This is a genomic window from Streptomyces boncukensis (assembly GCF_011045075.1).
GTDB lineage: Bacteria > Actinomycetota > Actinomycetes > Streptomycetales > Streptomycetaceae > Streptomyces > Streptomyces boncukensis.
Map to the genome: position 1 here is coordinate 1 of NZ_JAAKZZ010000102.1, position 18,073 is coordinate 18,073.

At 73.7% G+C, this 18,073-nt stretch carries 17 protein-coding genes; 11 read left to right on the forward strand and 6 right to left on the reverse strand.

Annotated elements, in window-relative coordinates; all coding sequences use genetic code 11:
- The coding region (locus tag G5C65_RS12695) for an LUD domain-containing protein (protein WP_165298894.1) at nucleotides 1-100 on the forward strand (100 nt) is incomplete at its 5' end.
- Nucleotides 101-172: 72 nt separating this feature from the next.
- On the opposite strand, the gene G5C65_RS12700 is transcribed toward G5C65_RS12695, so the two are convergent.
- Both G5C65_RS12700 and G5C65_RS12705 read right to left on the reverse strand, forming a co-directional pair.
- Nucleotides 173-1,180: an aldo/keto reductase gene (locus G5C65_RS12700; RefSeq protein ID WP_338146353.1), complete on the reverse strand. Its 1,008-nt coding sequence runs from the start codon at nucleotides 1,178-1,180 to the stop codon at nucleotides 173-175.
- Nucleotides 1,177-1,953 (reverse strand): SDR family NAD(P)-dependent oxidoreductase, encoded by a 777-nt coding sequence (locus G5C65_RS12705; protein WP_165298895.1) that lies wholly within the window; start codon nucleotides 1,951-1,953, stop codon nucleotides 1,177-1,179. Before G5C65_RS12705 ends, G5C65_RS12700 begins: the two co-directional genes overlap by 4 nt.
- A 313-nt stretch (nucleotides 1,954-2,266) precedes the next feature.
- Between G5C65_RS12705 and G5C65_RS12710 the strand changes: the two genes are divergently transcribed.
- The 3 genes from G5C65_RS12710 (at nucleotide 2,267) to G5C65_RS12720 (ending at nucleotide 6,419) form a co-directional block, all read left to right on the forward strand.
- The gene (locus G5C65_RS12710) at nucleotides 2,267-3,121 is read left to right on the forward strand and encodes an amidohydrolase family protein (protein ID WP_165298896.1); all 855 of its coding nucleotides are present in this window, start codon (nucleotides 2,267-2,269) and stop codon (nucleotides 3,119-3,121) included.
- 23 nt (nucleotides 3,122-3,144) lie between these two features.
- Nucleotides 3,145-3,711, forward strand: a complete 567-nt coding sequence (locus tag G5C65_RS12715; protein ID WP_165298897.1) for an adenine phosphoribosyltransferase — start codon at nucleotides 3,145-3,147, stop codon at nucleotides 3,709-3,711.
- A gap of 164 nt (nucleotides 3,712-3,875) precedes the next feature.
- Nucleotides 3,876-6,419, forward strand: coding sequence for a RelA/SpoT family protein (locus tag G5C65_RS12720; RefSeq protein ID WP_165298898.1), 2,544 nt, complete (start codon nucleotides 3,876-3,878; stop codon nucleotides 6,417-6,419).
- Between the two features lie 75 nt (nucleotides 6,420-6,494).
- On the opposite strand, the gene G5C65_RS12725 is transcribed toward G5C65_RS12720, so the two are convergent.
- Nucleotides 6,495-7,724 (reverse strand): DUF349 domain-containing protein, encoded by a 1,230-nt coding sequence (locus G5C65_RS12725; protein WP_165298899.1) that lies wholly within the window; start codon nucleotides 7,722-7,724, stop codon nucleotides 6,495-6,497.
- A 214-nt stretch (nucleotides 7,725-7,938) separates the two neighbouring features.
- On the reverse strand, nucleotides 7,939-8,769 hold the full coding sequence (locus G5C65_RS12730) for a peptidylprolyl isomerase (protein WP_165298900.1): 831 nt from the start codon (nucleotides 8,767-8,769) through the stop codon (nucleotides 7,939-7,941).
- A 194-nt stretch (nucleotides 8,770-8,963) separates the two neighbouring features.
- Between G5C65_RS12730 and G5C65_RS12735 the strand changes: the two genes are divergently transcribed.
- The 4 genes from G5C65_RS12735 to G5C65_RS12750 all read left to right on the forward strand — a co-directional run bounded on the left by G5C65_RS12735 (nucleotide 8,964) and on the right by G5C65_RS12750 (nucleotide 13,038).
- A complete protein-coding gene (locus G5C65_RS12735) occupies nucleotides 8,964-9,656 on the forward strand; it encodes an MBL fold metallo-hydrolase (protein WP_165298901.1) in 693 nt (230 codons plus the stop codon).
- Between the two features lie 11 nt (nucleotides 9,657-9,667).
- On the forward strand, nucleotides 9,668-10,930 hold the full coding sequence (gene hisS, locus G5C65_RS12740; protein WP_165298902.1) for a histidine--tRNA ligase: 1,263 nt from the start codon (nucleotides 9,668-9,670) through the stop codon (nucleotides 10,928-10,930).
- Between the two features lie 69 nt (nucleotides 10,931-10,999).
- Nucleotides 11,000-11,635, forward strand: coding sequence for a vitamin K epoxide reductase family protein (locus G5C65_RS12745; RefSeq protein WP_165298903.1), 636 nt, complete (start codon nucleotides 11,000-11,002; stop codon nucleotides 11,633-11,635).
- A 41-nt stretch (nucleotides 11,636-11,676) separates the two neighbouring features.
- The gene (locus G5C65_RS12750) at nucleotides 11,677-13,038 is read left to right on the forward strand and encodes an AAA family ATPase (protein WP_165298904.1); all 1,362 of its coding nucleotides are present in this window, start codon (nucleotides 11,677-11,679) and stop codon (nucleotides 13,036-13,038) included.
- A 226-nt stretch (nucleotides 13,039-13,264) separates the two neighbouring features.
- Here the strand turns inward: G5C65_RS12750 and G5C65_RS12755 are convergent, their stop codons facing one another.
- The gene (locus tag G5C65_RS12755) at nucleotides 13,265-13,945 is read right to left on the reverse strand and encodes a DUF2470 domain-containing protein (protein WP_241265753.1); all 681 of its coding nucleotides are present in this window, start codon (nucleotides 13,943-13,945) and stop codon (nucleotides 13,265-13,267) included.
- 184 nt (nucleotides 13,946-14,129) lie between these two features.
- Here G5C65_RS12755 and rpsD point away from each other — a divergent pair, with 184 nt between their 5' ends.
- A complete protein-coding gene (rpsD, locus tag G5C65_RS12760) occupies nucleotides 14,130-14,741 on the forward strand; it encodes a 30S ribosomal protein S4 (protein WP_165298906.1) in 612 nt (203 codons plus the stop codon).
- A gap of 88 nt (nucleotides 14,742-14,829) precedes the next feature.
- Here the strand turns inward: rpsD and G5C65_RS12765 are convergent, their stop codons facing one another.
- Nucleotides 14,830-17,091, reverse strand: coding sequence for an ATP-binding protein (locus G5C65_RS12765; protein ID WP_165298907.1), 2,262 nt, complete (start codon nucleotides 17,089-17,091; stop codon nucleotides 14,830-14,832).
- Nucleotides 17,092-17,300: 209 nt separating this feature from the next.
- Between G5C65_RS12765 and G5C65_RS12770 the strand changes: the two genes are divergently transcribed.
- The gene (locus G5C65_RS12770; RefSeq protein WP_165298908.1) at nucleotides 17,301-17,735 is read left to right on the forward strand and encodes a DUF948 domain-containing protein; all 435 of its coding nucleotides are present in this window, start codon (nucleotides 17,301-17,303) and stop codon (nucleotides 17,733-17,735) included.
- A 10-nt stretch (nucleotides 17,736-17,745) separates the two neighbouring features.
- Nucleotides 17,746-18,073, forward strand: a 328-nt coding sequence (locus G5C65_RS12775; RefSeq protein ID WP_241265754.1) for a DUF6167 family protein, incomplete at its 3' end; no start/stop codon positions are given.

Genomic DNA, 18,073 nt, shown 5'->3' on the forward strand with positions numbered 1-18,073 from the left:
CACCTGGATCTCCGGCCCCTCCGCCACCAGCGACATCGAGCTGGAGCGGGTGGAGGGGGTGCACGGGCCCCGGCTGCTGGAGGCGATCCTCGTCGAGTGACCCCGCAGCTCCCCGCGCCCCTGCGGGGCGCCCGCGCCCGGCCGCGGCTGGCCCGCGGACCGCGGCGCACGGTCAGGGGCAGTCCGGTCCCGGCGCCCCCTCCGGCGTCGGCAGATGCCAGGCCAGCAGCCCCTCGGCCCGCAGGTCCTCCCACAGCGCCGCGGGCACCGGGGTGTCCAGCATCGCCCGCGCGTCCCGCACTTCGGCGGCGCTGCGCCCGCCCGCCAGCACGCACGCCACCGCCGGATGGGCCAGCGGGAAGCGCAGCGCCGCCGCCCGGAGCGGGACGCCGTGCCGTGCGGTGACCTCCTTCAGCCGGAGGGCGCGCGCCAGGACGGCGTCCGGGGCCGGCCGGTAGTCGAAGGCGGCGCCCGGCCTCGGGTCCGCCAGCAGACCGGAGTTGAAGACCCCTCCGATCACCACGGCCCTGCCGCGCGCCGCCGCCTGGGGCAGCAGCTCCCGGGCACCTCCGTCGTCCAGGAGGGTGTAGCGGCCCGCGAGCAGCACCGCGTCGATGTCCGTCTCGCGCAGGAAGCGGGCCGGTGTCCCCGGCTGGTTCATGCCGACGCCGATGGCGCCGACGGCGCCCTCGGCCCGCAGCCGTTCCAGCGCCGGATAGCCCTCGCGGAGTGCCTGCCGGGTGTGGTCGTCCGGGTCGTGCAGATACACGACGTCGACCCGGTCCAGGCCCAGCCGCTCCAGGCTCTCCGCCAGCGAGCGGCGCACGCCGTCCGCGCTGAAGTCCCACACCCGGCGCCGGTCGGCCGGCACCGCGAAGCCGCCCGCGGCGTCCCGCCCGCCGGGCCCGCCCGGCACCAGCAGCCTGCCCACCTTGGTGGACAGCGTGTACGCGGCCCGCGGGCGGTCGCGCAGCGCTGCGCCCAGCCGCCGCTCGGAGAGCCCGAGCCCGTAGTGCGGGGCCGTGTCGAAGTAGCGGATCCCGGCGTCCCAGGCGGCGTCGACGGCGCCGCGCGCCTGCTCCTCGGAGACCGGCGCGTACAGGTTGCCGAGCGCCGCGGTGCCGAGCGAGAGGCGGGTGACGGGTACGCCGCTGGTGCCCAGCGGCACCGCGGCCGTCACCGGCCCGCCGGGCGGAGCCGGAGGTCCTGCATACCGCCGTCGACGGCCAGCGAGGTGCCGGTCACCGCGCCCGCCGCCGGGTCGGCGAGATAGGCCACGGCCGCGGCGACCTCGTCGGCGCCGACCAGGCGGCCGGTCGGCTGCCGGGCCTCCAGCGCGGCGCGCTCGGCCTCCGGGTCGTCGGCCGCGTCCAGCAGCCGCCCCACCCACGGGGTGTCCACCGTGCCGGGGTTGACGCAGGTGACGCGGATGCCCTCGCGGATGTGGTCGGCCGCCATGGCCCGGGTCAGCGCGAGGACGCCGCCCTTGGTGGCGCTGTAGAGGGCGCGCTGGGGGAGTCCCGCGGTGGCGGCGATGGAGCAGATGTTGACGATCGCGGCGTGCGCCGAGCGCCGCAGGTGCGGCAGGGCCGCGCGCGTGGTGCGCACGATGCCGACGACGTTGACGTCCCACACCCGGTGCCACTCCTCGTCCGGGTTGTCCTCGACGGTTCCGGCGGCGCCGATGCCCGCGTTGTTGACGAGGACGTCCAGCCCGCCCAGATCGCCGGCCGCCGCCTCGACGGCGGCCCGTACGGACGCGTCGTCCCGGACGTCGGCCCGGTGGGGGAGGAGCGGCGGCGCCGCGGCCCCCGGTTCGAGGTCCAGTACGGCGACGCGCGCCCCGCGCCCGGAGAGCGTGCGGGCGACGGCGTGCCCGATTCCGGAACCGCCGCCGGTGACGGCGGCCCTGAGCCCGTGCAGCGGCCCCTGCGGCTGTCGCGGTGTGGTCATGCGGCGCTCCTTCCGGTAGGCGGGCCCGCGGCGCCGGCGGCCCGGTACGCACCGTGCGGGAGGGCGTACCGGTGGTCCACGTACTCGATGGCGCGGGGCCGCCTTTCGTCTGCGGAGGCGTGGTCGTACCCGGGCGGGGTCCGGCGCTGCGCGCCCCGACAGCGCTCGGATGGCTGTGCCACCGGTGAGCCAGATTCTAGGAACGGGCCGCGAGATGTGGCAATAGACATCCGATGTCTCTCGGGTCGGATCCCGGTGCACGCTGGTCCGGCGGGGGTGTCGGGCGCAGCGGTGGGCGACGTACCGTCATCGGATGTCTCAGCGAGGAGCGCCCGTGGAACTCACCGTCGACGCGCACCACCACCTGTGGGATCCCGCGCGGCGCTCGTACCCGTGGCTGGCGGGAGACGCGCTGGCACCGATCCGCCGCCGCTACGACGAGGCCGAGCTGCGCGCCCGCACCGGTCCCGGGGTGCGCACCGTCCTCGTGCAGACCGTCTCCTCGGCCGAGGAGACCGCCGAGTTCCTGGCCGTCGCCGCCGCCTCGGACACCGTCGCGGGCGTCGTCGGCTGGGCGGACCTGACGGCCCCCGAGCCCGCGCTGCCGCCCGACCCTCGCCTCGTCGGCCTGCGCCACCAGGCCGAGGACGAGCCCGACCCGGAGTGGCTGCTGCGCGCCGACGTGCACCGCTCGCTGGCCCGGCTCGGCGAGCGGGGCCTGGTCTACGACCTGCTGGTGCGCCCGCCGCAGCGGCGGGCCGCGCTCGCCTGCGCCCGCGCGCTGCCCGGCGTCCGCTTCGTCCTGGACCACGCGGGCAAGCCCGCCGTCGCGGACGGCGAGTGGGACACCTGGGCGCGCTGGCTGACCGCCATGGCCGGCTGCTCCAATGTCACCTGCAAGCTCTCCGGCCTGGTCGCCGAGGCGCCGTGGGGCGGCTGGGACGCGGCGCTGCTGCGCCCGTACGCCGAGCACCTGCTGGCCGCGTTCGGCGCGGACCGGGTGATGTTCGGCTCCGACTGGCCCGTGTGCGAGCTGGCCGCCGGACCCGCCGGCTACGGAGCCGTGCGCACCCTCGCAGGCGAGCTGCTGGCCGGGTGCTCGCCCGGTGAGCGCGCCGCCGTCCTCGGGGGCTGCGCCCGCCGCGTCTACCGCCTCCCGGCGGCCTGACGTGGGGTGAGAGACTGCTTGACATGACCGACACGAGCGCCCCGGCCGTATCCGACGAGGTACGGGAACTGCTGGCCAGCCGTATCCACGACGTGCCCGACTACCCGAAGCCGGGCGTGATGTTCAAGGACATCACTCCGCTGCTCGCCGACCCCAAGGCGTTCTCGGTGCTCACCGACGCGCTCGCCGGGATCTGCGAGGCACGGGGCGCGACCAAGGTCGTCGGTCTGGAGGCGCGCGGCTTCATCCTGGCCGCGCCGGTCGCGGTGCGGGCCGGGGTCGGCTTCGTGCCGGTCCGCAAGGCGGGCAAGCTGCCCGGTGCCACCCTCAGCCAGGGCTACGACCTGGAGTACGGCAGCGCCGAGATCGAGGTGCACGCCGAGGACCTGGGCGAGGGCGACCGCGTCCTGGTGATCGACGACGTGCTGGCCACCGGCGGCACCGCCGAGGCGTCCCTGACGCTCATCCGCCGCGCGGGCGCCGGCATCGCGGGCGCGGCCGTGCTCCTGGAGCTGGGCTTCCTCGGCGGCAGGCGGCGGCTGGAGCAGGCGCTGGCCGGGGCGCCGCTGGAGGCGCTGGTCACGGTCTGACGACAAACGCGGCGGCATACGGCGGCCACCCGATACGTTCACCTGAGTACAGGACCGGACGCGGGTGGCCGCCGTCGCCGTGGCCCGGCGTTCCGCGCACAGGAAGCGCCGGGGCAGGGGTGGCTACCATGGCAGTCCGACCTGGGGTTCACCGAGGAGTGCTCTTGCCAGACGAAGCCCAGCAGCTCACCACCGCACAGCGCCAGGGCACCGAGCCCGACGGCACCGGCGGCGCGGTGGCGGACGCCGCGCCGGAGCGGTCCGGCGGCTCCGCGCGGCAGCGCCCCGCCGAGCCCGCGGAGCCCCCTGCCGCGGGAGCGGCGCCCGGCGGCAGCGGCGGGCAGCCCACCCGGGACCGGGTGGCGCCGGCGCGCGCGGTCTCCGGCGTCTCGGGCCGCTCCGGCTCCTCCAACCGGGTCCGCGCCCGGCTCGCCCGCCTCGGTGTCCAGCGGTCCAGCCCGTTCAACCCCGTCCTGGAGCCGCTGCTGCGGATCGTGCGGGGCAACGACCCGAAGATGGAGTCGTCCACGCTCCGCCAGATCGAGCGCGCCTACCAGGTCGCCGAGCGCTGGCACCGCGGCCAGAAGCGCAAGAGCGGCGACCCGTACATCACCCATCCGCTCGCCGTCACCACCATCCTCGCCGAGCTGGGCATGGACCCGGCGACGCTGATGGCCGGCCTGCTGCACGACACCGTCGAGGACACCGAGTACGGCCTGGACACCCTGCGCCGCGACTTCGGCGACCAGGTCGCGCTGCTCGTCGACGGCGTCACCAAGCTGGACAAGGTCAAGTTCGGCGAGGCGGCCCAGGCCGAGACCGTGCGCAAGATGGTCGTCGCCATGGCCAAGGACCCGCGGGTGCTGGTCATCAAGCTCGCCGACCGGCTGCACAACATGCGCACGATGCGCTACCTCAAGCGCAGCAAGCAGGAGCAGAAGGCCCGCGAGACCCTGGAGATCTTCGCCCCGCTCGCCCACCGGCTGGGCATGAACACCATCAAGTGGGAGCTGGAGGACCTGGCGTTCGCCATCCTCTACCCCAAGATGTACGACGAGATCGTGCGGCTGGTCGCCGAACGGGCACCCAAGCGCGACGAGTATCTGGCCGTCGTCACCGACGAGGTGCAGGCCGACCTGCGCGCGGCCCGCATCAAGGCCACCGTCACCGGGCGGCCGAAGCACTACTACAGCGTCTACCAGAAGATGATCGTCCGCGGCCGGGACTTCGCGGAGATCTACGACCTGGTGGGCATCCGCGTCCTGGTCGACACCGTCCGCGACTGCTACGCCGCGCTGGGCACCATCCACGCGCGCTGGAACCCGGTTCCGGGGCGGTTCAAGGACTACATCGCGATGCCCAAGTTCAACATGTACCAGTCGCTGCACACGACGGTCATAGGGCCCGGCGGCAAGCCCGTCGAACTGCAGATCCGCACCTTCGACATGCACCGCCGCGCCGAGTACGGCATCGCGGCCCACTGGAAGTACAAGCAGCAGGCCGTCGCCGGGGCCTCGAAGGTGCGCACCGACGCGCCGAAGTCCACCGGCAAGGACAAGGCCAACCAGGACACCGTCAACGACATGTCCTGGCTGCGCCAGCTGCTGGACTGGCAGAAGGAGACCGAGGACCCGGGCGAGTTCCTGGAGTCGCTGCGCTTCGACCTGTCCCGCAACGAGGTCTTCGTCTTCACCCCGAAGGGCGATGTCATCGCGCTCCCCGCGGGCGCCACCCCCGTCGACTTCGCGTACGCGGTGCACACCGAGGTCGGCCACCGCACCATCGGCGCCCGCGTCAACGGCCGCCTCGTCCCGCTGGAGTCGACACTCGACAACGGCGACACGGTGGAGGTCTTCACCTCCAAGGCGTCCGGCGCCGGCCCCTCCCGGGACTGGCTGGGCTTCGTCAAGTCCCCGCGCGCCCGCAACAAGATCCGCGCCTGGTTCACCCGCGAGCGCCGCGACGAGGCCATCGAGCAGGGCAAGGACGCCATAGCGCGGGCCATGCGCAAGCAGAACCTGCCCATCCAGCGCATCCTCACCGGCGACTCGCTGGTCACCCTCGCCCACGAGATGCGCTACCCGGACATCTCCGCGCTCTACGCCGCGATCGGCGAGGGCCATGTCTCCGCGCAGCACGTCTGCCACAAGCTGGTGCAGGCCCTCGGCGGCGAGGACGAGGCCAAGGAGGACCTCGCCGAGACCGCGCCCCCGATGCCCACCCGCACCAAGCGGCGCACCAGCGCCGACCCCGGGGTGGTCGTCAAGGGCGAGGGCTCCGACGTCTGGGTCAAGCTGGCCCGCTGCTGTACGCCGGTGCCCGGCGATCCCATCATCGGCTTCGTCACCCGCGGCAACGGCGTCTCGGTGCACCGGGCCGACTGCGTCAACGTCGACTCGCTCTCCCGGGAGCCGGAGCGCATCCTCGACGTCGAGTGGGCGCCCACCCAGTCCTCGGTCTTCCTGGTCGCCATCCAGGTCGAGGCCCTGGACCGCTCGCGGCTGCTCTCGGACGTCACGCGGGTCCTGTCGGACCAGCACGTCAACATCCTCTCCGCGGCCGTGCAGACCTCCCGGGACCGCGTCGCCACCTCCCGCTTCACCTTCGAGATGGGCGACCCCAAGCATCTCGGGCACGTCCTCAAGGCGGTGCGCGGCGTGGAGGGCGTCTACGACGTCTACCGGGTGACCTCGGCACGGCGGCCGTAAGAGCCGTAAGAGCCGTGACAGAGGAGAGGGAGGCGGGGGGCGAGAGCCCCCGCACCTCCTCGCGGGTCCGCCGGGTCAGCCCCCGAACTCCTCCAGCCCCTTCATCGCCTGGTCCAGCAGCTCCTGCCGCCCGGCCAGCTCCCGTTCCAGCTTCTCCGCCTTCGCGGTGTTGCCCGCCGCACGCGCCTTCTCGATCTGGCCGTGCAGCTTGTCCACCGCGTCCTGGAGCTGCCCCGTCAGGCCCTGCGCCCGCGCCCGCGCCTCCGGGTTGCTGCGGCGCCACTCGGACTCCTCGGCCTCCTGGATCGCCCGCTCCACCGCGTGCATCCGGCCCTCGATCTTCGGCCGGGCCTCGCGCGGTACGTGGCCGATGGCGTCCCAGCGCTCGTTGAGCGCCCGGAACGCGCCGCGCGCGGCCTTCAGATCGGTGACGGGCAGCAGCTTCTCCGCCTCCGCCGCCAGCTCCTCCTTGCGGGTCAGGTTCTCCCGCTGCTCGCTGTCGCGCTCCGCGAACACCTCGCTGCGGGCCTGGAAGAAGACGTCCTGCGCACCCCGGAAGCGGCTCCACAGGTCGTCCTCGTACTCCCGCTGCGCGCGGCCCGCGGCCTTCCACTCCTGCATCAGCTCGCGGTACTTGGCGGCGGTGGGGCCCCAGTCCTGCGATCCGGAGAGCGCCTCGGCCTCGGCGACCAGCTTCTCCTTGCGCTGCCGCGCCTCCTCGCGCTGCGCGTCCAGCTGCGCGAAGTGCGCCTTGCGGCGCTTGGAGAAGGCCGAGCGGGCGTGCGAGAAGCGGTGCCACAGCTCGTCGTCGCTCTTCCGGTCCAGCCGCGGGAGCCCCTTCCAGGTGTCGACGAGCGCCCGCAGCCGCTCTCCCGCGGCCCGCCACTGCTCGCTCTGCGCCAGCTCCTCGGCCTCGGCGACCAGCTCCTGTTTGGCGGCCCTGGCCTCCTCGTGCTGCTGCGCCTTGCGCGCCTTGCGCTCCTCGCGGCGCTCCTCGACGGCCTCCACCAGCTTGTCCAGCCGTACGCGCAGCGCGTCGAGGTCGCCGACCGCGTGGTGCGCGTCCACCTGCTCCCGCAGATGCTCGATCGCGGCCGTCGCGTCCTTCGCCGACAGGTCAGTCGTCCGCACCCGGCGCTCCAGGAGGCCGATCTCCACGACCAGACCGTCGTACTTGCGCTTGAAGTAGGCGAGGGCCTCCTCGGGCGATCCCGCCTGCCACGACCCGACGACCTTCTCGCCGTCGGCCGTACGCACGTACACAGTCCCCGCGTCGTCGACGCGGCCCCACGGGTCGCTGCTCACAGCGCCTCCTCCACATGATGCCCGGGAAGGGGCGCGCGGCCCCCGGCATCGTCCACGGTTCTCGTCCGGCCGACAGATGGTCTGGCCGTCGGCGCAGGCACCCTACACAACGCCAACATAGGCGACCGGCGCCCGCGCTGTCCGCAATCCGCGCGGTGGAATTGTCCCGTGCCCTCCGGGGCGCGGTGGGCAGTCGCCGGGCCGCCGCCGGCGCTCAGGACTCGCGCACCCGCGCCTTGTCGATCACCACGGTCGCGTTGGGCGGGGTGTTCCCGGTCTGCGGGTCCTGGGAGGCGCCGGCCTTGGCGATCTTCTTCAGGACGTCCATGCCCTGGGTGATCCTGCCGAACGGCGTGTAGTACGGCGGCAGCTTGCTGTCCTCGAAGACCAGGAAGAACTGGCTTCCGCCGGAGTTCCGGCCCTTCTTGGTGCGCTCGTCGTACTGGTTGGCCATCGCGACCGTGCCCGCCGGGTAGGTGCCGCCCTTCAGCCGGGAGTCCTTGAGGTTCTCGTCCGGGATCGTGTAGCCGGGGCCGCCGCGCCCGGTGCCCTGCGGGTCGCCGCACTGCAGGACGTGGATGCCCTGGTCGACCAGCCGGTGGCAGGGCGAGTGGTCCAAGTAGCGCTGGTCCGTCAGAAAGCGGAAGGAGTTGACCGTGTGCGGCGCCTTGGCGGCGTCCAGCTCGATGTCGATCGTGCCGCAGGTCGTCTCCAGCGACATCGTGTAGTCGGCCGACTTGTCGACCTTCATCGCCGGCTCCTTCTTCCACTGCTTGCCGTTCGGCTTGCCCTTCGCGGGCTTGTCGCAGGGGTCGGGTGCCTTGCTGGGGGAGGGGGTCTGCGCGGCCTCGGCGTCCGAGCCGCCGTCCCCGCCGAGGCCGCCGGTGGCGGCATACGCCGCGCCCGCCGCGAGCACCAGCACCAGGCCGAGGGCGATGGCGCCGTTGCGGACGCGCGCCTTGCGCCGCGCCGCGACCCGGCGCTGCTGCTGGCGCTCGAACTTCGCACGGGCGAGCTGCTTCCTGCGCTGCTCACTGCTGACCACGGTCGTGTACTCCTTCGGTGTCCTGCGGCCCGGGGAATCCGGTCGCACGGCGGTGTGCGTCGGGGGACATCGTGGCCACGTACCGTATACGCCCGGCGTAAGGGTTCGCTCCACGGTTGCGGGCGCCGGTAAGCTGTCGCCTGTCTGAGCGGCGCAAACGCCGCTCCCCTTTGCCGGACGACCGAAGGACGATCGTGCTCATTGCCGGGTTCCCCGCCGGGGCCTGGGGGACCAACTGCTACCTGGTCGCCCCCGCCGCGGGCGAGGAGTGCGTGATCATCGATCCGGGCCACCGGGCCGCCGAGGGCGTCGAGGAGGCCGTCGCCAAGCACCGGCTGAAGCCGGTCGCGGTGATCCTCACGCACGGCCATCTCGACCATGTCGCGTCGGTGGTCCCCGTCTGCGGCGCGCACGACGTGCCCGCCTGGATCCACCCCGACGACCGCTACATGATGAGCGACCCCGAGAAGGCGCTGGGCATGCGCATCGGCCAGCCGCTGCTCGGCGAGCTCACCGTGGGCGAGCCCGACGACGTCGCGGAGCTGACCGACGGGGCGGCGCTGGAGCTCGCGGGGCTGGAGCTGACCGTCGCGCACGCGCCGGGCCATACCAAGGGGTCGGTGACCTTCCGGATGCCCGAGCAGGCCGAGGTGCCGCCGGTCCTGTTCTCGGGTGACCTGCTGTTCGCCGGCTCCATCGGACGCACCGATCTGCCCGGCGGCGACCACGCCGAGATCCTCCGCTCGCTGGCCCGAGTCTGCCTGCCGCTGGAGGACGAGACCGTGGTGCTCTCCGGGCACGGCCCCCAGACGACCATCGGCCGCGAGCGCGCCGCCAACCCCTTTATGCGGGGGCTGGATGCCGAGGCCCCGCGACGAGGAATGTGACGAGAACCCCCGTGAGTACCTTCAAGGCCCCCAAGGGCACCTACGACCTGCTGCCGCCCGACTCCGCGGACTACCTCGCGGTGCGCGAGGCGCTCTGTGCGCCGCTGCGCCGCGCCGGCTACGGCTACGCGGAGACCCCCGGCTTCGAGAGCGTCGGGCTGTTCGCGCGCGGCGTCGGCGAGTCCACCGACATCGTGACCAAGGAGATGTACACCCTCACCACCAAGGGCGGGGACGAGCTGGCGCTGCGCCCCGAGGGCACCGCCTCCGTGCTGCGCGCCGCACTGGAGGCGAACCTGCACAAGGCGGGCAACCTCCCGGTGAAGCTGTGGTACTCGGGCTCGTACTACCGCTACGAGCGCCCCCAGAAGGGCCGCTACCGGCACTTCTCGCAGATCGGCGCCGAGGCGCTGGGCGCCGAGGACCCCACGCTGGACGCCGAGCTGATCATCCTCGCGCACGACGCGTACCGCTCCCTGGGCCTGCGGGACTTCCGCATCCTGCTCAACTCGCTGGGCGACGCGCAGTGCCGGCCCGCCTACCGCGCCGCGCTCCAGGACTTCCTGCGCGGGCTCGACCTGGACGAGGCCACCCGCGCCCGGATCGAGATCAACCCGCTGCGGGTGCTGGACGACAAGCGCGAGAGCGTCCAGCGGCAGCTGGCCGGCGCGCCGATGATGCGCGACCACCTGTGCGAGGCGTGCAAGGCGTTCCACGAGGAGGTGCGCACCCTGCTCACCGCGGCGGGCGTCGCCTACGAGGACGACCCCCGGCTCGTCCGCGGCCTGGACTACTACACCCGCACCACCTTCGAGTTCGTGCACGACGGGCTCGGCTCGCAGTCCGCGGTCGGCGGCGGCGGGCGGTACGACGGCCTCTCCGAGCTGATCGGCGGCCCCGCGCTGCCCTCCGTCGGCTGGGCGCTGGGCGTTGACCGCACGGTGCTGGCGCTGCGCGCGGAGGGCGTGGAGCTCGAACTGCCCGCCGCCACGGAGGTGTTCGCGGTGCCGCTGGGCGAGGCGGCGCGGCGGGCGCTGTTCGGCGCGGTCACCGCGCTGCGCCGGGAGGGCGTGGCGGCCGACCTCGCCTACGGCGGGAAGAGCATGAAGAACGCCATGAAGTCGGCCAACCGCTCCGGAGCCCGCTACGCCCTGCTGCTCGGCGAGCGGGACCTGGCCGAGGGGGTGGCCCAGCTCAAGGACCTGGACAGCGGCGAGCAGACCGCGGTGCCGCTCGCCGAGATCGTGCCCCATGTCTCGGCGAAGGTGCGGTGACGCCCCGTACGGGTGGGGCACAATGAGTGGCACATCCCTCACGGAACGAACGACGGGACACCGAGCGCTATGACCACGACGGCACCTGTGGACGATACGCACGCGGATGCGGACGAACCGAGAGGGGGTGCCGTCGGGGCTTCCCGCGCGTTCGGCTGGATGCTGATCGTCACGGGTGCCGCCGGGCTGCTGGCCGCCTGGGTCATCACGCTCGACAAGTTCAAGCTGCTGGAGGACCCGGACTTCAAGCCGGGCTGCAGCATCAACCCGGTCGTCTCCTGCGGCAGCATCATGCAGAGCGACCAGGCGTCCGCCATGGGCTTCCCGAACCCCATGCTCGGCCTGGCGACCTACTCCGTGGTGATCTGCGTCGGCATCACCCTGCTCGCCGGAGCCCGCTTCCCCCGGTGGTACTGGCTGACGTTCAACTTCGGCACGCTCTTCGGCGTCGGCTTCTGCACCTGGCTGATGTACCAGTCGCTCTACAACATCGGCGCGCTGTGCCTGTGGTGCACCCTCGCCTGGGTCGCGACGCTGATCATGTTCTGGTATGTGACGGCGCACAACGTCCGCAACGGCTTCCTGCCGGCGCCCGCCGCCGTGCGCGCCGTCGCCGACGAGTTCCCGTGGGTGCTGCCGGTGCTGCACATCGGCGTGATCGGGATCCTGATCCTGACCCGCTGGTGGGACTTCTGGACCGGCTGACCCCGCGCGGCGCTGTCGGTGGTCTGACTTAGGGTTTCAGCGTGGAGCCCGACCTTTTCACCGCAGCAGCCGAGGACCGCCAGGCCAAGGAGCCGTCCGCCAGCCCGCTCGCCGTGCGCATGCGGCCCCGCACGCTCGACGAGGTCGTCGGCCAGGCCCATCTGCTGCGCCCCGGCTCCCCGCTGCGCCGCCTGGTGGGCGAGGGCGGCGGCGGTCCCGCGGGTGCCGCCTCCGTGCTGCTGTGGGGCCCGCCCGGCACCGGGAAGACCACCCTGGCGTACGTCGTCAGCCAGGCCACCGACAAGCGGTTCGTGGAACTGTCGGCGATCACCGCAGGGGTCAAGGAGGTGCGCGCCGTGATCGACGGCGCGCGCCGCTCCTCGGGCGCCTACGGCAAGGACACCGTGCTGTTCCTGGACGAGATCCACCGCTTCAGCAAGGCCCAGCAGGACTCGCTGCTGCCCGCGGTGGAGAACCGCTGGGTCACCCTCATCGCCGCCACCACCGAGAATCCGTACTTCTCGGTGATCTCCCCGCTGCTCTCCCGCTCCCTCCTCCTCACCCTGGAGCCGCTCACCGACGACGACGTCCGCGGCCTGCTGCGCCGCGCCGTCACCGAGGAGCGCGGCCTGAAGGGCGAGGTGACCCTCCCCGAGGACGCGGAGGAGCACCTGCTGCGGATCGCGGGCGGCGACGCGCGCCGGGCGCTCACCGCGCTGGAGGCGGGCGCGGGCGCGGCGCTCGCCAAGGGCGCGACGGCGATCTCCCTGGCCACCATGGAGGAGGCCGTCGACCGCGCGGCGGTGAAGTACGACCGCGACGGCGACCAGCACTACGACGTGGCGAGCGCCCTCATCAAGTCCATCCGCGGCTCGGACGTGGACGCGGCGCTGCACTATCTGGCGCGGATGATCGAGGCGGGCGAGGACCCCCGGTTCATCGCGCGCCGACTGATGATCTCCGCGAGCGAGGACATCGGCATGGCGGACCCGACGGCGCTGCCGACCGCCGTGGCCGCGGCCCAGGCCGTCGCGCTGATCGGCTTCCCGGAGGCCGCGCTCACCCTCAGCCACGCGACGATCGCGCTGGCGCTCGCCCCGAAGTCCAACGCCGCCACGAAGGCGATCGGCGCGGCTCTGGAGGACGTCCGCGCGGGCCGGACCGGCCCCATCCCGCCCCACCTGCGGGACAGCCACTACCAGGGCGCCCAGAAGCTCGGCCACGGCCGGGGCTACCAGTACCCGCACGACCTCCCCGGCGGTATCGCGGCCCAGCAGTACGCCCCGGACGACATCCACGGCAAGCGGTACTACGAGCCCACCCGCTACGGCGCGGAGGCCCGCTACGCGGAGGTGGTGGAGCGGGTCCGCGCCCGCCTGCGCGGAGAGCGCGGAGAGAACTGAGCCGGGTCCCTGCCGGGTCGGGGTTGCGCGCTCAGTTTCCCCCGCCCCTGACGGAGCGCGTACGTGCGCCCCGAAGGGGCGCGGGGAACGGCGCGCGCAACCACGGCGACAGCCGCAGTCCGCAGGGCACGGGCAGGGGCAGCCCCGGCCCGGCCGCCCCGGCAGAGGGCAACCATGGGCCGCAGATGGGCCGCAGATGGGCCGCAGGCGGGCCGCAGGACGCGGCCTAGCCCTCCGGGGAGCGGAACAGGGCGTGCATCGCCCGCCGCAGCTCGGCCACGGTCCGCACCCGTTCCGGAAACTCGAACCGCGCATCCGCGCACCGCTGCGCGTCGTCGTCCCAGAACCGCACCCGCAGTCCGTACTGGTCCAGCGCCAGCGGCGCCACATGCTCGTCCGTCCGGCAGGCGCACAGCCCGCGCACCTGGTCGGCGTGCGCCGCGCCGAGGTGCTGGAGGAGCTCCGCCTCGTGCCGCACCAGCGGGTCGGGCCGGGCCGCGACGAAGTCGTCGGGTTCGACGTGCTCGGCGCTCCACAGATCGTCGACGAACGCCTCGCCGACCTCCAGGCGCAGCATCAGCCAGGCGGTGCCCGGCGGCATCCCGGACGGGGCGGCCTCGCCGAGGAGCTTGGCGCAGGCGGCGCGCTGCTCGTTGCGCACGGCGGTGAGCCACCCGGCGACCCAGGCCCGGCCGCGGATCCGGTGCGGCACCGAGACCGGAGCCACATCGGTGATCTCCATCACGGTGGTGATGTCGTCGTCCTGCGCGTAGGCGGCGGCCTGCGCGGCGGGGGAGTCCGCCGGGACCAGGGCGATGACGTCGCCTTCCGGGGTGACGGCGCGGACCTCGGGGGACCCCGCGCCCGCCTCCCCGGCCCGGGGCTCTATGCCGGGAATGGTCAGCATGGCGGATACGCTGGACTCCACGAGGGTGCGTACACGCTCTGCGGCCGTGGGCCGCGGGGCGTCTTCCACGGGACGCGGCTGATCCCCCTCGGCGTCGGCGCCGGGCTGGGAAATCCCAGGTCGAAACATACGTTCTCCTCCGCTAAGGTAAGCCTCACCTAACTTACACGGAGGTCCGTTCAACGTGAACCAGTCGCGTCCCAAGGTCAAGAAGTCGCGTGCCCTCGGCATCGCGCTGACCCCGAAGGCCGTGAAGTACTTCGAGCAGCGCCCGTACCCGCCGGGCGAGCACGGCCGGGGCCGCAAGCAGAACAGCGACTACAAGGTCCGTCTGCTGGAGAAGCAGCGTCTGCGCGCGCAGTACGACATCAGCGAGAGCCAGATGCGCCGTGCCTACGACCGCGCCCGCAAGACCGGCGGCAAGACCGGCGAGGCGCTGGTCGTGGAGCTGGAGCGGCGGCTCGACGCGCTCGTGCTCCGCTCCGGCCTGGCCCGCACCATCTACCAGGCCCGCCAGATGGTCGTCCACGGCCACATCTCGGTGAACGACCGCAAGGTCGACAAGCCGTCCTTCCGGGTCCGTCCCGACGATGTGGTGATGGTCCGCGAGCGCAGCCGGAGCAAGCACCCGTTCCAGGTCGCCCGCGAGGGCGGCTACGCGCCCGACGGCGAGACCCCGCGCTATCTGCAGGTCAACCTCCAGGCGCTGGCCTTCCGCCTGGACCGGGATCCGAACCGCAAGGAGATCCCGGTGATCTGCGACGAGCAGCTCGTCGTCGAGTACTACGCACGCTGAGCGGGCTCGGCCCCGCCCGGCGGGGCCGCTGCCTGCACACCCGCTGCGTCCCGCGCCGGGGGCGCACTGGTGCGTTCCGGGGCGCCCGTCAGCCCGCCTGCCGCCTCCCTGTCGGTGGCGGTACGGCGGGCTGCGCCGTACCCGGGGCGTCCTCCCGCTCCGGCAGCCGCCCCGTCGAGCCGTGTGCCGTGCGCCCGGACCCCGCCACCGCGCGGGCGGGCCCGGCCGGGCCGCCGGACGCACGGCGCACCGCTTCGTCGACGGCGGCGAGCAGCCCCCGCTTGCGGCCCCGCGCGTACGCCGCCTCGTACACCCGCTCGCCCAGCGAGGCGAGCAGATGGGCCCGGCAGGCGGCCGGGATGTTCTCGAAGTGCCGGGAGCCGAAGCGCCGCGCCCCCACCACCCGCCAGCCCGCGTCCGCCGCGCCCAGCATCGCCGCTGACCGCTCCGGGTCCTCGGCCGCCGTCAGCGGTGCCAGGTGCTCCAGCGCGATCGTCATGCCGAGCACGTCGTGGAACTCCCGTTTGATCGTCAGGCACTGCACGCTCAGCTCGCGCGCCCGCGCGGCGTCGTCGCGCACCATGTGCACATACGCCAGCAGATACAGCGCGTAGGAGAGCACCCAGCGCTCCCCGCTGTCCGCCGAGAGCTGCCGGGCCTCCTCGCACAGCGTCAGCGCCGTCTCCAGCTCGCCGTCGAAGGCGTGCGCCATCGCCAGCTCCACCTGCGCCAGGATCACCAGCGCGTTCAGCTCGCCCAGCTCCCGGAACCGCTCCAGGGCCTCGCACAGCAGCGACTTGGCCCGGGGCAGGTCGTCGCTGACGACGGCCAGGCAGCCGAGCATCTGCAGCGCGTACGCGTGCGCCGTGCTGTCGCCCTCCGCCTCGCTCAGCTCCAGGCACTCGTGCAGCGCCCCGAGCGCGCCGACGACCTGCCCGCGCACCAGCGAGGCCAGCCCGGACACCCACAGCGCCTTGGCGCGGGTCTGCGCGTGCCCGCCCTCCCAGGCGAGCGCCTGGTCCAGCCAGTGCTGCCCCTCGGCGAGCCGGCCGCATCCGATCCAGTAGAACCACAGCGTGGCCGCGAGATACTGCCCCAGGTGCGCGTCCTCCGGGTCGCCCAGGCTGTACTCCAGGGCCAGCCGGAGGTTGGGCAGCTCCTGCTCGACCCGCCCGGCCACCTCGGCCTGCCGGGGCCCGAACCAGTCCAGCTCGCACCATGTCGCCAGGCCCAGATACCAGTCGCGGTGCCGGCGGCGCAGGTCCTCCGTCTCGCCCAGCTCGGCCAGCCAGCCCGCGCCGTACTCGCGCACCGTCTCCAGCAGCCGGTAGCGGGCCTGGCCCTCGGCGCCCACCGCGCCCTCCCGCACCACGACGGACTGCGCCACCAGTTCGTCCAGCACGGACAGCACCCGGTCGGCCGGCAGGTCCTCGTCCGAGCACAGGTACTCCACGGCCTCCAGGTCGAAGTCCCCGGCGAAGACCGACAGCCGGGCCCACAGCAGCCGCTCCTGCGCGGTGCACAGCTCGTGGCTCCAGCCGACCGCGGTGCGCAGCGTCTGGTGCCGGGGGAGCGCGCTGCGGCTGGAGCTGGCCAGCAGCCGGAACCGGTCGCCGATGCGGTGCGCGATCTGCTCCACCGACAGCACCCGCAGCCGCCCGGCCGCCAGTTCCACGGCGAGCGGGATCCCGTCCAGCCGCCGGCAGACCTCGACCACCGCCTCGCCCGGCCCCGGCGGCCCGGCCAGCACGGCGCGGGCCCGCTCGGCGAACAGCTCCACCGCCTCGCCGACCGGGAGCGGGGGCAGGACGAAGACATGCTCGCCCGCGATCTCCAGCGGGCGGCGGCCGGTGACCAGCACCCGCAGTCCCGGCGCGTGCCGCAGCAGCGCGTCCACCAGCTCGGCGCTCTCCTCGACCAGGTGTTCGCAGCCGTCCAGCACCAGCAGCGCCTCCCGCTCCGCGAGCTGGCGCAGCATCGCCGAGCGCGGCGGCCGGACCGAACTGCCGGCCAGGCCCAGGGCCTCGGCGACGGTGTGGTCGAGCAGCCTGCCGTCCCGCAGCGCTGCCAGCTCCGCCAGCCATACACCGTCGCAGAAGCGATCCTGCAGCCGCCGCGCGGTGTGCAGCGCGAGCCGGGACTTGCCCACGCCGCCCACCCCCGTCACGGTCACCAGCCGGCCGGCGGCCAGCAGCCCGACCAGTTCGGCGGCTTCGGCACAGCGGCCCACGAAGCGGTTGAGTTCCGCGGGGAGATGGCCCGGAAGCCCCGCGGGAGCGGCGCGGCCAGTGCTCTCGGAGGCGTGCCGGGGCCGGTCTGCGGGCGGACCGGGATCCTCAAAGGGTCGCATGGGACACGGAGCGTACTGGCCTGTTCGCTGAACGTACAATCGCCCGGAACGATGACGGCGCCGCCCCCGGCTCCCCGCCCGTAATGCGGTACGAACGTGTCAGCCCGGCGCGATAAGGTCGGTATTCATCCGCCGCCGCGGCCGGCCACCTGGCGAGCGGCGGTGCGATCCCATGACGATCCGAGGTATCCCGAGGGAAGCGGTGCAGCGTGTCCGGTGGTGAAGTGGCCGGCCTCCTCGTCGCGGTCTTCTGGGCGATCCTGGTGTCGTTCCTCGCCGTGGTGCTGGCGAGGCTCGCCCAGACGCTCAGGGCGGCGACCAAGCTGGTGACGGGCGTGACGGAGCAGGCGGTCCCGCTGCTGGGCGAGGCATCCGCGACCGTGCGCTCCGCGCAGACCCAGCTCGACCGGGTGGACGCCATCGCGACCGACGTCCAGGAGGTCACCTCCAACGCCTCGGCGCTGTCCTCCACCGTCTCCACCGCGTTCGGCGGGCCGCTGGTCAAGGTCGCCGCGTTCGGGTACGGCGTGCGGCGCGCGCTGGCCCGGAAGCCCGGCGCGGGCGCCGACGCGCCCCGCAGGGTCGTGGTGAGCCGCACGGTGCCCGCCGCCCGGCGGGCCGGACGCAAGCGCGGAAAGGACTGACCCGAAGCCGATGTTCCGCCGTGCCTTCTGGTTCACGACCGGCGCCGCCGCCGGTGTCTGGGCCACCACCAAGGTCCAGCGCAAGATCCGCAGCCTCGCGCCCGACGCGCTGGCCGTGCGGGCCGCCGACAAGGCCGTCGAGGGCGGCCACCGGCTGCGGCACTTCGCGCTGGACGTCCGCGCGGGCATGACCCGGCGCGAGAGCGAGCTCAAGGACGCGCTGGGCCTGTCGGCGCCCGCCGACGGCGAGCGGCTCCCGGAGCTCCCGGCCCAGGCCGCCGCCCCGTCCGACCGGCCGGGCGGCCGCGCCGTCCGGCCGCTCGGCACGGCCCCCACCC